This is a genomic window from Psychrobacter sp. NPDC078409 (assembly GCF_050268505.1).
Taxonomy (GTDB): domain Bacteria; phylum Pseudomonadota; class Gammaproteobacteria; order Pseudomonadales; family Moraxellaceae; genus Psychrobacter.
Window position 1 is genome coordinate 47,788 of sequence record NZ_JBNNGW010000003.1, and the last position, 14,341, is coordinate 62,128.

Consider the following 14,341-nt stretch of genomic DNA (forward strand, 5'->3'; position numbering starts at 1 on the left):
AGCGAGTCAAATAAAAAACGGAACTAGCAAAGTTGCTAGTAGCAAAAATTTAGCGGAATTGGCGTTTGCCAAATAAGGTGCTGGCCTGCTTCGCTTTTCTGAGAGCAAGCTTACGATTACGACCAAGCATCATTTTAAGCTGCCATGCTTTTTCTTTATACAAAGTCTTAGCAGGTTGATCATACATCGCATTTATCACGCGTTTACTTGCTAGTACCGCATCAGGAGAGCGCTCTGCGAATTCGGCAGCAAGTTTTTGTGCTTGTTCAAGAGGCGCTTCACTACAATGACTAATCAAGCCTAACTCTTTGCCTTCATTGGCATCGATGATACGAGCGCTCATGGCGAGCTCTTTTAGAGTGTCTTCTCTTAGGACCCCAAATGCTGATTGGGTCAGTCCCATGTCTGGCACTAAACCCCACTTAGCTTCCATAATAGATAATTGACAATCAGGATGGCTGACACGTATGTCACAAGCCAACGCCAACTGCAACCCAGCGCCGATACAATATCCTTCCAATACCGCTATGACAGGTACTGGTAGATCACGCCATACCAAACATACTCGTTGGAACGCACTTTGCCATGGTTTAATCAATTCCCAAAGCGCAAATGCGGTGTTTTTTGGATGATTTAAGTCTCCTAAATCAATACCTGCACAAAACGTCCCCTCTGCCCCATTTAGAATGACTGCGCGTATGGTTCTGTCCTTGCTAATGCGACCTGCCAGCTTAATCAGCTCATTGATTACCTGAAAGCTCATGGCATTTTTTTTATGTGGACGATTTAAGGTAACCGTCAGTATGTTGTCTGTAATACTAACTTGTAAGGTCTCATACTGGTAACTTGCAATCGCGTTCATAACAATCCTTATTAATGAATAAAACAAATATGGTTCTAATATTCACAATATTAGCAGGCTTGTCTTTGTTGTACCGTAGTAATAACTGACTGCCACGATACTATAGTCAGTTTCATATACAGCAGACACAGAGCACCTAGCTAATAGCGATAAGCAAATCTAACAAGATTACCTATCGCTCTCTGAACCTGAATGATTTTGTCTGCTTTGCCTTACCCTCAACTTATATCATTTTCCACGTCATATCATTTTCGCTCAAGCGATGATAGTTAAGCTGCGGATAAGAAGATAAATCTACCTTTTGCAAGTTGTCTAGCGCCGTTAATAATGCCTCATAATATGGCTCAATCATTGCAAATTGCACAGGTGTCGTATGCTGTACATTCAGCAGGCATTTATCTTCTAAATCTTGGCTAGCCTGACGCAGTTGCGGTACACCTGTATATCGACTACCGCCTAGTATACGATGGGCAATTTGTGCCAACATATTGCGGTCATGCGCTTCCCATGCCTGAATGAGTGCCTGTTTTTCATCATTGATAGTATCGATCATCATGATAATCAGCTTGGCCGCCAATTCAGGTTTATTCGCTGAACGAGTGAGCGCATCTTGCCAATCTAAAATGTTTGAAGTATCGCTTTTACTTATATTGTTGTTACTAAGGTCATTGTTGATTTGCTCGTGTAAAATCGTATTATCATGAGCTGTTCTATCTTGAAAGCTTTGGTCTTGAGGGCTTTTATCTTGAGAGTTGTCGATAGATTTTGTTGGTGATTGTAGTAGTGGCGACTGACCTTGTTTTTGTAGACGTAAGCTCTCATAGCGCGGTTGAATATCACGCGCAGCATCTCGTCTATAGTTTTCACGAGGCTGACTATCACGCAAATAATCATCACGGATTTTTTTCAAGGATAGTGGACGGGTAATCTTCTGCTCGCTACTGACAGAAGTACTATTACGATTTACCCCGTCTCCTCTTATTATTGGATAAGTAGCGGTTAATGTATTTGAAGATATATCTGAACTGGCTTGAGACTCTTTATTATTTACCTTGTTAGAGAGTAAGTCGTTCGATAAATCATTGTCATTGATTGAGTAACCGCGCAGCGAGTCAATAGCAGTTAGCTCAGCTTCTGATGAGTCGGTGCCCCGTACATTAGCATCCTGTACATTAGCACCTTTGAAATTATTACCCTGCAAGTCAGGATGCTGTAAACCAAAGCTCTGCAAATCTGTATCGGGCAATGCGGTCAATTGTGGTGTGGTACTCTTGCGACCAAGCCATTTCTGTAGCACTTGCAATAACTGAGGTTGGCTAATAGGTTTGCCGACATAATCATTGATGCCGCTGGCTATAAGTTTGTCACGTTCATCTGCCAACCCATGCGCGGTCAGAGCAATAATAGGAATGCGGCTGTCCGCATTTTCGATATTGCGGATTTGCTTGGCCGCCTCATGTCCTGACATCCGCGGCATTTGGATATCCATAAATATCAAATCAATATTGTCTTTGTCTTGCGTAGCCGCTTTATCATCAGCGCTCGTGTCCTCATGATAGAACGCGCTATTTGTTTTCTTATTTATCTCATCACGTGTTTCTGCTTTAGAAAGTTGCGTTTTATTCGATAGGCTTTGCTTATCGCTCTTGGCAGTTTTGATATTTTTGGTTTGCTGTTTACTGATAATCTCAATAGCATCAAATCCACTGCTCGCAGTAACTACCTGAATCCCTAGCTCGCTCAATAGAGCATCAAGCACTAGTAAATTAGGCAAATGGTCATCAACTGCCAGTACCGTGACCCCTTTCCAGCGTGGTTCCTGAAGGCTTTGCGGCGTACTACGACTTTGCGTATCGAGCATCGCATAGAGTTGTCTTTTGTCTAATGGCTCATACAGTATGTTGGCATGATAGCGATTGAGTAGCGCTTGATCGGCCGCCACTTGGTAGCCAAACACAGCAAGCTTGCCTTGATAATGCAGACGAATTTGCTTAAGAAGCGCCATCATATCGTCTTGAGTGTCATCATCAACGATGACCCAATCCCAATAATTACCGTGCTCTTTTAATGACTCAAGCACACCCGGTAATGAGTTGGCCTGAGTCAACTTAATTGGCAAATACTGTAAGCTAGCCTTTAGTACTTGTATCGAAGCAGTATGATTAATCCAAACCAACACATTAAACTCATCGGTGTCGCTCGCCAGTGGCGCTAATACTGGTAATTCGATCGTCTGCCCTGTGGCCGCCTCTAGCACATCGACATGGGCTGGCATGCGAAACCAAAACGTCGCGCCTTGATTGGCAATATTTTCTTGAGCATTATCATGAAACCCAATATCACCGCCCATCAAGCGCGTTAACTGTTTGGAGATGACCAGACCCAACCCTGTACCGCCATACTGACGCGTGATTGATGGATCGCCTTGGCTAAAGCTTTGGAACAGCATTTTTTGATCTGCCAGAGAAATGCCTTTTCCGCTATCTTGCACACTAATCATCAGATAATTATCACGGTGGTCATCTAAGCTCACACGCACCACCACATCACCACTATCCGTAAACTTAATGGCATTACCAACGATATTGGTCAGTACTTGCTTAAGACGTAACGCATCGCCGTTGATGCGCATCGGCACATCATTGTAAAACAGCACTGCCATGCGTAAACCCTTCTCCGCAGAGACCGGAGATAGCATATCGACCACATCGTAAATGGTGTCATAGAGATCAAATTCATGACGATCCAGTACTAGCTTACCTGCTTCAATCTTAGAAAAATCTAAGACATCATTTACCAAAGCAAGCAAATGTGCTGAGGACTTACGTATGGTCTGTACATACAAGTCCTGCTCAGGATTAAGCTCACCATGACGTGCCAGCAAATTAATAAAACCATCGATACTGTTCAATGGTGTACGCAGTTCATGACTGATATTGGCTAAAAACGCAGATTTTGCTTGGCTGGTTGAAATCGCTGCATCACGTGCATTTCGAATAGAGATGTTTTGCATCTCCATCTCATCAAATGCCAACCGTAAATCATCCTCAGTTTGCTCGGCATGGTCTTTGAGCTCTTGAAAGCTTCTATGTAAGCGGCGCAATGTTCTGACTAGATCTTGCTGTAATAAATTCAGCTCACCATCTGACTCAACGGGTACAGGTTGGTATAAATTATCAACATGGGTACGTTGCAACTGCAAACGCAGCTCATAAATAGGGGCGATCCAACGTTTTGAATAGATATTTAGGCTCAGTAGTAGAATCAAGATAGTAAATAAACCAGTAATCACTAACGCCATCGCAATACGGTAACGTGCAATGTAGAGCGGCTCATTATCCATATCGACGAGCAGCCACAACGTTTGCCCTTCAAACTCTCCTAACACACTGCCATACGCTGTACCTACAGGCGTTGGGCGTTGTGATAAAAAGCTTGCGGAATCACTGATTAATGGCCACTCTTCATTGAGGCCATAACCGACGGTTGCCAGTATTTGATTGCCTTCATTAATAATAGCAATGCGCTGTACATGCTGCTCAGACTGCATACGTCCAAGCTTATCTTGGATACCCTCTAGCGTCGTCATTGCCGCTTGCTGGGTCCTCTCAGCACTACTCCCTACTTGCTGGCGCTCTTGTTCTAGCAGCTCAGGAATCAGTTCAGCTATGACTGGTGTGTAGCGAATAAGTACCGCTTCGGCCAATACTTCTTGCTCCGAGTCGCTTGCACGCATGGTTTCGTGAAATACCAAAATGCCGCCTACTGCTGCCAACACACAGATAGGCAAAAACACCAGTATGATCAGCTGACCATAAGCACTACTGGTATCGAAACGTTTTTTATATGCCATGCTAGGTCTACTCTCCACTAAGGTTCTTGCCGTGAATTTTTGTGATAACGTCAGTATTCGTGATACTTGTAGCGTGTCGTATTAGAGCATCTGGGTAAGGCGCTACTCTTAATGAAGCTATTAATCGTTAATAAATTAACTGATTTTGACGGGGCAACTACTGTACAGCTCAAGATTATCTTAACAGGATTCTATAAGTACTGGTTAGGCATTCCATGTGATGAATAACGTTATAATTAGAGTACCAACCACTCTGTGTCAAAGAGAGTATGGCTTTAAGCGAACAGTCCCATTTTTGCAACCTTCAACGTAACATTGACATTGACCTGATACAGTGACTATTAATCCTTGATGCGATAAGCGCAGCTGAAAACAAAATGATATAATAAAGCCACTTTTTATTTACCACAATATATCGCTCATAGTCATAACATATGAGAGCGCACTCTAATGCCTTTCGTTTTTAGCTCGCTTATCACCGTAAACCTATAACCCAAGCGACTGTCTAAAATTATGATCAAACAATAAAAACAGCGCTTCCATCAAAAACAAGCCATTAAAAACATATTTAAAAAATAGAAAAGGATACTTTATGTCCACTACGGCCATGTCAAATGCTAACTTTATTACTCAAATCACTACCCTCGCTGATTGCGTTGGTCAAACGCCATTGGTGAAACTTCAACGCCTGCCTGAGCAAGAGCACATTGCCAATGGTGCCACGGTATTAGCTAAGCTTGAAGGCAATAATCCAGCGGGTTCTGTAAAGGATCGTCCTGCTTTTAATATGATTTATCAAGCAGAACAACGCGGTGATATCAAGCCTGGCGATATGTTAATTGAAGCCACTAGTGGCAATACTGGTATCGCATTGGCCATGGTCGCTGCGATGCGTGGCTATCCGATAACATTGCTGATGCCAACCAACTCTACCCAAGAGCGTAAAGATGCCATGATCGCTTATGGCGCAACGCTGATTGAAGTAGACGAAGGTATGGAAGCTGCGCGTGATTTGGCATTGCAGATGCAAGCAGATGGCAAAGGGGTTGTATTGGATCAGTTTAATAATCCTGATAATAGTCAAGCACATTACCTGACTACAGGCCCTGAGCTATGGGCACAGACAGAAGGTAAAATTACGCATTTTATTAGCTCGATGGGCACGACAGGTACGATTACTGGTGTATCACGTTACTTAAAAGAGCAAAATCCAGACGTCAAAATCGTCGGACTACAGCCTGACGAAGAAGCTTCGATTGCTGGCATTCGCCGTTGGCCTGCTGCCTATATGCCAGGTATTTTTGATGCAGACTTGATTGATGAAGTGATGGATATCGATCAGCGTATTGCCGAAGTCTATATGCGTAAATTGGCGAAGACTGAAGGTATTTTTGCTGGGGTATCTTCGGGCGCAGCTGCATGGGCAGCGACCCAAGTGGCAAAAGAAAATCCTAATGCTGTTATTGCCTTTATTGTCTGCGATCGTGGCGATCGTTATTTATCAACGGGTTTATATAACGTTGACGATAGCAATACGGATAACAGCAGCGCAGAAGTTAATTAATGTATAAGAAATACCATTTAGTATCGTTAATTTAAAAAAAGTGCAAAACGACCAAGTGCAGATGTAATACTTCAAGCAAGGTCAATGCTGTTATTCTTTTATAATGAATTAACTATAAGCTCATAAATAGTCAGGATTATCTATGTCACAAGCGCTACCATCCGACCCTATCTTGGTTTTTGATATCGAGACTGTCGCCGATGTCGATGCAGCACGCCGTATCTATCCGCAATTGGCCGATCTTAATGATGCAGATGCGTTAAGCGCGCTGACAGCGATACGTACGCAAGAGGCAGGGCATGATTTTATGCGCTTGCCCCTACAGCGTATTGTCTGTATCTCAGCTCTGTATATCAAGGATGGTAAGTTATCGCTATTTTCTTTGACTGCCGATAAATTTAGTGAAAAAGAAATCCTAGCCAAATTCTTTAGAGCCTTTAACGACATTGAGACACTACCGCAACTTATTAGTTGGAATGGCTCAGGCTTTGACATACCTGTACTGATATATCGTGCCATGCAGTATGATTTGTCAGCACCATGGCTGTTCGAAGAAGGCGAGCGTATTAAAAACATGCGCTTTGATAACTATGTTAATCGCTTTCATACGCGCCATCTAGACTTGATGGATCGGTTTAGCCAGTACGGTGCTAGTCGCCGCGAAGCCATGGATATCGTCGCAAGTCTGTACGGATTACCTGGTAAAACTGAGGTAGATGGCAGCATGGTCGGCGCGCTTGTTAGTAGCAGTGACTGGCAGACCCTATCTATATACTGTGAGTCTGATGTTATGAACACTTGGCTTATTTATTTACGCTGGTTACGTCTAACTGGACAGTTGTCTTCACAAGATTTTGATGCTTGGCAGCAGCAGAGCTATGACTATCTGGCAAAGTATACCCAAGCTAACGGTAGTCCGCGACATCAAGAGTTTATCGCTGACTGGTCATCGGCACCCGAATTATAGAATACGCATTATTAGTAGTTTTTATTCCCCTCTTCTAGTTATTTATTATTAAGGCAGGTTTATGCAACCCACCGATTCAAAAACATTTTCAGCATCTGATATGGCAGCGCAAAGCAGTAACGCTCAAACGAATGAAGCTCAAACCAACGACACCCAAACGATTGTCATTCCGCCGAGTAAGAAAAAATCAAAGCCATCATCAAAGACACGTCGTCGTTTAAAAGACGCAGAGCCAATTCCATTTAATATTGATGGCTTGTCACATGATGGTCGCGGTGTTGCTGTCTATGGTAATGGCTTTGATGTTGCTGAAGGCCATGCTGAAGATAAACACGGTAAAAAAATCTTTGTTAGCTTTGCTCTACCAGGTGAAAGCGCCTTAGTAAAAATAACCAATAGCCGTGCTAGCTTTGAAGAAGGCGATGCCATTAGTATCACTGCCAACCCAAACCCTGAACGTGCTGTACCACCCTGCCCGCATTTCGGCACTTGCGGCGGTTGTAACTTGCAGCACTGGCAACCAGATGGTCAAATAAACTTTAAACAGTCAGTACTAGCTGAAATGCTGATGCATCAAGCCAACGCGGAACCTGACAATTGGCTCCCGCCTGTGGTCGGTGATCGTCTTGGTTATCGTACCAAAGCACGTTTGGGCGTGCGCTATGTCGTCAAAAAAGAAACCGCGCTTGTCGGCTTTCGTGAGCGTTCAAGTAATTTCTTGGCAGAGCTAAATGAATGTCATATCCTAGATCCACGTATTGGGTTTGAGATTGAAAACCTAAAAACGCTTATTAGCACTTTAGAGAGCCGTGACAAGATTGCTCAGCTTGAGCTTGCAATGGGTGAGCAACTGCCAGAACTACCTGATGGTAATCAGCCAGTTGCGCTCATCGTACGTAATTTAGAACCGTTGTCAGACGCTGATATAGACAAACTAAAAGTATTTTTTGCGGCGCGTAATTGGCAGCTATATTTGCAGTCGAAAGGCGTTGATAGCATCCAACGTATTGCGTTGACAGACGCTGATGATTTGAGCGAGCAATTTGGGCGTTTATATTATCAATTGCCAGAGTATGACCTGACTTTTGAATTTATCCCTACTGACTTTACTCAAGTAAATCTATCTGTGAACCGTCAGATGACCAAGCTTGCCTGTGACTTATTGGACTTAAAAGCAGGTGAACGCGTACTAGATTTATTCAGTGGTTTGGGTAACTTTAGCTTGCCACTAGCGCGCCTCGTTGGCGAGACAGGCTCAGTAGTCGGTGTTGAAGGTAGTGAAGCCATGACCGAACGTGCTGCTGACAACGCTCGTCGCAACGGTATCAACAATACTGAGTTTTACAGTCAAGATTTGACGCAAGACTGTACTGATAAGCCATGGGCCAACCAAGGTTTTGATGCACTATTGATTGATCCACCGCGCTCTGGCGCTTGGGAGATTATGCAATATTTGCCAAAATTCAATGCTGAACGCATTGTTTATGTCTCTTGTAATCCAGCGACCCTTGCTCGTGATACAAAAGCATTGTTAGAACAAGGCTATCGTCTGACTCATGCTGGCGTGATGGATATGTTCTGCCATACGGGCCATGTTGAATCTATCGCTCGCTTTGAAAAAGTAGCGGTTTAACATTGTTAATCTTCAAAAATGATTAATAGTTAATAACAACTGATAGTTGAACCTAATTAAAGAGACAATTAAGCGTTATTATAATTATCTAAGATAACTCAAAGCTTTGATAAATTTGTGCTAATAAGTAGCCATTATTTAGCTTAATTGACCACAGCCGTACAGAGGCTCGCTTGATTTGTCACTTTAAAATGAGATAATAGTAAACAATCTTCCTATGTTTTTGATGATGTTTCCAATCGCTACATAGCAAGCATTTGCACTCATAGCTTTATATATTTTACGCGCATTTTATAGCTGCTAAAAATAACATTTTTAGCAGTTGTATTGGTTTATAGCTGACACTTTATGGATCGTTAATTCAGAGTGTGTGCATAGTAGATGAGGTTATAATCAATTCAAAATAGCTAAGAGGAGTCGGCTATGGTAAAAATTCGTGAAGGATTACCGCTGGTGGATGGACAGACCACGCAGGCCGATAGTGCAACACTTGCGGCGCAACTGGTGGCGAGCCAACGCTCTCACCAGTCAGCCAATAGCTATGCCCAAATTCCCCTCGACATCAAATACCAGTTGGCAACCCACAAGCTACATACTACTTTTGATCGCTCAGCTGCACACACTTATCATTTGCATGATCCTCACACTGAAGACGAGTATTTGGATGATAGCAATGCGCTATCAAACGAAGAGCTTGAGGCGGTCGACTTAGACCAAGCCAACATCGACGTACCTACTTGGCTAGATAATGTGGCCAAGCGTATTGGACAAGAGTCAGTACCCAACCTAAGTGCAGCTTGCGAGTTTATTCGTAGTCATATGAATACCAGTGAATCTGAGCGTTCAGGCGCTTATGTGACCGGTATTGGTATGACCGATATTCTGACCTATCTTTATCAAGATGAAGACGCATTGGTCGCGGCCATGCTGTATCGCAGTGCGCGCAAATCAATCATCAGTCTCGCTGAAGTGGAAAAAAACTTTGGTCCAGATATTTTGACGCTTGTGAAAGATACCCTTGCAATGGGTAAGCTGTCGGAGATTATCGAGAGCAACAAGCGTTTAGAAGACCATTTCGTCAACAATCAGCGAGATCAGCTATCAAATATTTATAGTATGCTCATCTCTGTTACTAACGATGTGCGCGTGGTACTTATAAAACTGGCTGAACGTACTTTCGCCATGCGTGAATTGACGTTTTCTAGGCCAGAGCGTCAAACGCGTGTCGCACGTGAAGTCATGACTATTTATGCGCCATTAGCTCATCGTTTAGGTATTGCACAGCTGAAATGGGAGCTCGAAGATTTAGCTTTCCGTTATCTAGCGCCTGACCGCTATAAAGAAATTGCTAAGCTACTGTCAGAAAAACGTAGCGAACGTGAGTCCTATATTCAGCGCGTACAAGACAAATTAAATGAATCATTAGCAGACGCCAGTATCGAAGGCGAAGTATCTGGGCGTGTCAAACATATCTACTCTATTTATCGAAAAATGAAGCTTAAAGGTCTATCCTTTGATCAGCTTTATGACATTCGTGCCTTGCGCGTCTTGGTCAATAGCCCTTCTGACTGTTATCACGTTTTAGGCCTAGTACATGGTTTATGGCGTTACATTCCTGAGCAGTTTGATGACTATATTACCAACCCTAAGTCCAATGGTTATCGCTCGCTACATACGGCTGTAATTGCAGAAAACAAGTCACTAGAAGTCCAGATTCGTACTCATGAGATGCACTTTGAGGCCGAACTTGGCATGTGTGCGCACGTTAATTACAAAGAGGGGCTAAAGAATAAGAAAGACAACTATCTGAATCAAAGAATCAGCTCATTGCGCCAATTATTATCTATCAATAATGAGACACGTAATCAGCCACGCTCAGCTGTTGTGGCGGGCGAAGAGATAGACGATATTGAATTTGATGAAGAAGAGCAACTCGTTGATTTTGATGAGCTAGAACGTATTTATATCTTTAGCCGTGACGGTGATATTACCGAACTACCAAAAGGCGCGACCGTTCTTGATTTTGCCTACTATGTGCATACTCAAGTTGGCAACCGCGCGCAGGCAGCCCGCGTCAATCAGCGCTATGTGCCACTGACGTATCAGTTGAAAACAGGTGAGCAAGTTGAGATTATCACTAAGGCTTCGCGTGAGCCCAATCGTGATTGGTTGGTAGCATCGCTAGGTTATATTCATACCAATCGGGCCCGCTCAAAACTGCGCCAATGGTTTAATAAGCAAGACCGTGATAAGAATATTGAAATAGGTCGTCAAATGCTCAGTAAAGAGCTTGAGCGCCTATCTGTTCATCCTAATAGTATTGATCTAAACGACTATATTCAGCATTTTCATGTCAATACGACCGACGATATTATTGTAGGGCTGGTGACAGGTGATATTGGCCTTAATCAGTTGACCAGTCATATCTCTCGTCAGCTACATCTAGAGCCTGAGATACCACCAGAGAGCTTTGTACCGCATGTAGATAACCGAGATACAGGTAAGCTCGACGCGTATAAAATCCATATCGATGGTTTGGATAATATCGAAATCAATTTGGCAGGTTGTTGCCACCCTGTGCATGGCGAACCGATAGCTGGTTACATCACTTTATCGCGTGGCGTTAGCGTGCATAATCGAGGCTGCCCAGAGTACTTACGTCTAGTCGAGCGTGACCCTGAGCGCAAGATAGAAGCCGCTTGGCAAGTACAGACGGGGCGTTATCAGCCCGTTGATATTCATGTCGAAGCATATGACAGGCGCGGTTTGCTACGTGATTTGACACAGATAATTGATAAAGAAAACGTCAATATTCGCCAAGTTCAAACGTTAAGCAATGACGACAATATTGCTTTTTTAAAGTTCCATATTGAAGTCTCAGGCTTAGCGCATCTATCTAAGTTGCTCGCAAAATTAGAACAGCAACATGGTATTTTGCACGCGCGCCGTGCAGTCGTTTAAATGAAACCTTAAGCCAGTCGTTGTTTATTCCACAATAGAGTTGTCAAAAAATACTATGCCTGAATTACCTGAAGTAGAAACCACTAAAGCCAGTCTTGCTCCATTGTTGGGGCAACAGGTAGTTGATGTTAAAGTATTTCAACCAAAGCTGCGATGGATGATGCCAGATAACTTAGACGAGCTGGTTAATTACACATTGGAGAGTGTCGAGCGCCGAGCAAAGTATCTGATTCTTAATTTTCTGCCAGCAGTTGCACAGAATAACGCCTCAATGTCAGCCAGTAAAGTTGAACCACGTCAGCTTCTTATTCACTTAGGAATGTCAGGTAGCTTACAACAGCACAGCTATGGTACTGATAAGCGTAAACATGATCATCTGGTCGTCGTTTTTAATGATACTGCTAATAAAAAATCTCAGCTACACTATTACGATCCGAGACGCTTTGGTTCAGTACTATGGCATGAGGATTACGGCAATAAACTACTAGATCATCTAGGTCCTGAACCGCTTTCAAAAGATTTTACCGCAGACTATTTATACAGTTTAATCCAGCGTATAGATTTATCTAGTCAAGATAGCAATGGGTCATCGTTAGATGATACTAAAACGAATAAGCGACTAAAACCCATTACTCGGGCTATTAAATCTGTCATCATGGAACAAGAAGTCGTAGTTGGGGTTGGCAATATTTATGCAACTGAAAGCCTGTACTTGTCTGGCATCCACCCTGCTACACCAGCCAATCAAATTTCATACGATCAGATTGTCATTTTAGTGAATCATATTAAAGAAATTTTAAAGAAAGCGATAAAATTGGGCGGTTCGACACTACGAGATTTCACAGTAGCAAGCGGTCAGACTGGTTATTTTCAACAAACCTTAAATGTGTATGGTAGACAAGGCGAAAGCTGTCTACATTGCAGTATGACACTAGAAAACATCAAGCTTACTGGTAGAGCCAGTGTTTATTGTCCAAATTGTCAGCCGTTAAAATAGCTAATAACTGATATCTATTTGCTTATAGTATATTTAGATTAAATGAAGCTAATATCTAGACAGATTATCTATTTTTAAAAGTATCAAATACTGCCAAAGCTATAACTAGATTATTCTCATTTTTGTTGCTTATTAGCGCACATCTTGCTTTAATAGTGCTAGCGCTTACATAAATAGTGCGTATCATTTATTTTTCTGTAATATTTAGCCTAACCATTGTTGCCGCAAGATTCCTGTGTGAAGATAGCAGCAGCCATTAATCATACTACTATGAGTTTCAGGATATCGTTATGACTGTTAAAGCAAAAACTCAACGCACAGTTAAGCAGAGATTTTTTACTGTATTGGCAACTCTAGGATTGGTAGCTGCCACTATCCAGCCTACTTTTGCAGCTATAGAAATTGATGAAACTGATTTTGGGCCTTCATACGAGACGATGGTAGTTGATACTATTGTTGGTAAACCACTGCAACTCGTGAATGCTGTGGCTGGAACAGCAGCTTATATCGTAAGCCTACCTTTCTCACTTATCGGTCGTAACGCAGATCAAGCACAGCAGAAGCTATTTGTTGAACCTTGGGATGCGATGGGACGTTGTTTAGGCTGTACAGTCGCAGAAGACAACTATTACAAATCTCAAGTTATTGATAATAACGTGGTACGTATCGTTGTCGATCAACCGTCAGAAATTTTGATTAATACCAATGACTATGTAGTGGTCACTCCGTAACAATTTGCTTTTAGTAGGCACGTCAAATAGTTCACAAGAATAACTTTGACTATTTCATAGCAAAAAGGCTAACAAGAAGTTAGCCTTTTTTATTGTCAACGAATTGATAATTTATTTCGTCATACTAGTATTACTTAATTTGGCACTGATTTCACGCAGCAACTTCACTTCCTCTGATGGCTCTTCTACTGCTTCTTCTATAACCTCCTCTACCTCTTCAGCACGGCGCATTTTATTGACACCTCTAACCATCATAAAGATGATGAAAGCTAAGATTAGAAAGTTAATAAGTACGGTAATAAAACTACCGTAAGCCAATACAGGTACACCTGCCTCTTTGAGCGCATCATAAGTCATAGCAATACCATCAGGTGCATCGCCTAAAACTAAGAACATGTTCTCAAAATTAATCTCGCCGCCAAAGATAAAAGCGACAATAGGCATAATAATATCATCTACCAAAGATTTTGTGATGGTAGCAAAAGCCCCGCCGATGATGACACCGACTGCCAAATCCATCACATTACCTTTGACAGCAAACTCTTTGAACTCTGAAACCATACTCATTGTTTTTTCCTCAAAATTTATCTATAAGCAAATAGATATTTATATAATTAGTGTCACATCTAGCTTTCATGTTAATAATTGAATACATTAACGTCACTATTCATTCTGTCTGTATTTTTCCAAGATTACAACACAAAAAAAAGCAGTATAAAGTGAACCACTAATAGTTCACCTTATACTGCTCATTTCTGAATCACTCAGTGCCC

The 14,341-nt window shown here is 42.3% G+C and carries 9 protein-coding genes; 6 read left to right on the plus strand and 3 right to left on the minus strand.

Annotated features, from left to right (window positions below):
* Positions 1-49: 49 nt before the first annotated feature.
* On the minus strand, positions 50-862 hold the full coding sequence (locus ACQKC9_RS06240; RefSeq protein ID WP_134292623.1) for a crotonase/enoyl-CoA hydratase family protein: 813 nt from the start codon (positions 860-862) through the stop codon (positions 50-52).
* 223 nt (positions 863-1,085) lie between these two features.
* Positions 1,086-4,715, minus strand: coding sequence for an ATP-binding protein (locus tag ACQKC9_RS06245; protein ID WP_427620994.1), 3,630 nt, complete (start codon positions 4,713-4,715; stop codon positions 1,086-1,088).
* 592 nt (positions 4,716-5,307) lie between these two features.
* Between ACQKC9_RS06245 and cysM the strand changes: the two genes are divergently transcribed.
* The 6 genes from cysM (at position 5,308) to ACQKC9_RS06275 (ending at position 13,568) form a co-directional block, all read left to right on the plus strand.
* Positions 5,308-6,279 carry a cysteine synthase CysM gene (cysM, locus tag ACQKC9_RS06250; protein ID WP_427620996.1) on the plus strand — a complete coding sequence of 324 codons (972 nt, stop codon included), beginning with the start codon at positions 5,308-5,310 and terminating at the stop codon, positions 6,277-6,279.
* A gap of 142 nt (positions 6,280-6,421) precedes the next feature.
* Positions 6,422-7,246 carry a 3'-5' exonuclease gene (locus ACQKC9_RS06255; RefSeq protein ID WP_427620997.1) on the plus strand — a complete coding sequence of 275 codons (825 nt, stop codon included), beginning with the start codon at positions 6,422-6,424 and terminating at the stop codon, positions 7,244-7,246.
* 61 nt (positions 7,247-7,307) lie between these two features.
* Positions 7,308-8,879: a 23S rRNA (uracil(1939)-C(5))-methyltransferase RlmD gene (gene rlmD, locus ACQKC9_RS06260; protein WP_427620999.1), complete on the plus strand. Its 1,572-nt coding sequence runs from the start codon at positions 7,308-7,310 to the stop codon at positions 8,877-8,879.
* 423 nt (positions 8,880-9,302) lie between these two features.
* Complete coding sequence (locus ACQKC9_RS06265) at positions 9,303-11,840, plus strand: RelA/SpoT family protein (RefSeq protein ID WP_427621000.1); 2,538 nt, start codon at positions 9,303-9,305, stop codon at positions 11,838-11,840.
* A 55-nt stretch (positions 11,841-11,895) separates the two neighbouring features.
* Positions 11,896-12,837 (plus strand): bifunctional DNA-formamidopyrimidine glycosylase/DNA-(apurinic or apyrimidinic site) lyase, encoded by a 942-nt coding sequence (mutM, locus tag ACQKC9_RS06270; RefSeq protein ID WP_427621002.1) that lies wholly within the window; start codon positions 11,896-11,898, stop codon positions 12,835-12,837.
* Positions 12,838-13,127: 290 nt separating this feature from the next.
* Positions 13,128-13,568: a hypothetical protein gene (locus ACQKC9_RS06275; protein ID WP_427621003.1), complete on the plus strand. Its 441-nt coding sequence runs from the start codon at positions 13,128-13,130 to the stop codon at positions 13,566-13,568.
* Positions 13,569-13,679: 111 nt separating this feature from the next.
* Here the strand turns inward: ACQKC9_RS06275 and mscL are convergent, their stop codons facing one another.
* Positions 13,680-14,135, minus strand: coding sequence for a large conductance mechanosensitive channel protein MscL (gene mscL / locus ACQKC9_RS06280; protein WP_427621005.1), 456 nt, complete (start codon positions 14,133-14,135; stop codon positions 13,680-13,682).
* Positions 14,136-14,341: the final 206 nt, after the last annotated feature.